Origin of the sequence: Acinetobacter sp. ANC 3882, assembly GCF_022549545.1 — a bacterium.
Taxonomy (GTDB): Bacteria; Pseudomonadota; Gammaproteobacteria; order Pseudomonadales; family Moraxellaceae; genus Acinetobacter.
In genome coordinates this window covers 1-1398 of sequence record NZ_JAKZGB010000020.1, presented here as the reverse complement: position 1 = coordinate 1398, position 1398 = coordinate 1, and the positions used below count along the sequence as shown (strand labels likewise).

Genomic DNA, 1398 nt, shown 5'->3' with positions numbered 1-1398 from the left:
AGGCATTGCCTATACAAAAAACCTCTGCTTTAACCCGTAATTAGTGGCTGTGTAAACATTATCCTTGAGTCACATCAATCAATTGAGCACCTGTCAACGCCTGCAACTCATCAAAGCTCAGACCATCCACTTTCTCAATCACTTTTAAACCGTCTGCGGTCACATCAATCACACACAGGTCGGTATAAATCCGATCCACACATTTCAAGCCTGTTGCTGGATAGCTCAACTCTTCAACAATCTTCGGTTCACCTTGCTTGGTGGTGTGATCTGTGGTGATAAATACTTTCTTGGCACCCACAGCGAGATCCATCGCCCCACCAACCGCAGGAATCGCATCCGCGGCACCTGTATGCCAGTTGGCTAGATCACCATTGGCCGCCACTTGGAAAGCACCGAGTACTGCGATATCCAAATGTCCACCGCGCATCATGGCAAAGGAATCACCATGATGGAAAAAACTACCACCCGTCAGCATGGTGACGTATTCTTTGCCGGCATTGATCAGTTCAGGGTCTTCTTCACCTTTGGCTGGTGGCGGCCCGAATGCGAGTAAGCCATTTTCCGAATGCAGAAATACATCTTTGTCTGCTGGAAGATAGTTGGAAATTTTGGTTGGAAGACCGATGCCGAGGTTGACATAAGCACCGTCTGGAATATCTTGTGCGACACGCTCAGCAATCTGGTCACGGCTTAATTTTTGATAGCTCATGCTTATTCTCCTGTGCCATTGGCAGCATCAACAGCGACCACATGCTGGACAAAAATCCCTGGGGTAATGATATGTTCAGGATCAAGCTGACCGAGTTCAGCCAGTTCAGAGACTTGGGCAATAGTGACATCGGCAGCCATGGCCATGATTGGACCAAAGTTACGAGCAGATTTGTTATAAACCAGATTGCCCCAACGATCGCCTTTGTGTGCCTTGATTAAAGCAAAGTCAGCTTTGATCGGATATTCAAGCACATAGTCTTTGCCATCGATCTGGCGGGTTTCCTTGCCTTCTGCCAATAAGGTACCGAAACCTGTCGGGGTAAATACAGCACCTAAACCCATCCCTGCAGCTTGAATACGGCAAGCCAGATTGCCTTGCGGCACCAGTTCCAGTTCAATCTTGCCAGCATGGTAGAGTTCATCGAAGACCCAAGAGTCTGATTGACGTGGGAAAGAACAAATGATTTTGCGTACTGCACCTGTTTTAAGCAGTTTGGCCAAGCCATAATCGCCATTGCCAGCATTGTTATTGACGATGACCAAATCTTTGATACCAAGTTCGATCAATCCATCAATCAGTTCTGCGGGTTGTCCTGCGGTGCCGAAACCACCAATCATGATGGTTGCTCCATCTTTGATTTGTGATAGCGCCTCGGTTAATGAGAGCTTGCTTTTATCAATCAT

2 protein-coding genes are annotated in these 1398 nt (G+C 47.4%); both read right to left on the bottom strand.

The features are described from left to right. Positions 1 to 58 precede the first annotated feature (58 nt). The gene (locus MMO42_RS18085) at positions 59 to 712 is read right to left on the bottom strand and encodes a 3-oxoacid CoA-transferase subunit B (protein ID WP_241321577.1); all 654 of its coding nucleotides are present in this window, start codon (positions 710 to 712) and stop codon (positions 59 to 61) included. A gap of 2 nt (positions 713 to 714) precedes the next feature. Continuing rightward, positions 715 to 1398 (bottom strand): 3-oxoacid CoA-transferase subunit A, encoded by a 684-nt coding sequence (locus MMO42_RS18080; RefSeq protein WP_241321576.1) that lies wholly within the window; start codon positions 1396 to 1398, stop codon positions 715 to 717.

Bases quoted from the DNA above. Each gene is read 5' to 3' on its own strand.
- MMO42_RS18085 (WP_241321577.1), bottom strand. From the start codon at position 712: ATGAGCTATCAAAAATTAAGCCGTGACCAGATTGCTGAGCGTGTCGCA.
- MMO42_RS18080 (WP_241321576.1), bottom strand. From the start codon at position 1,398: ATGATTGATAAAAGCAAGCTCTCATTAACCGAGGCGCTATCACAAATC.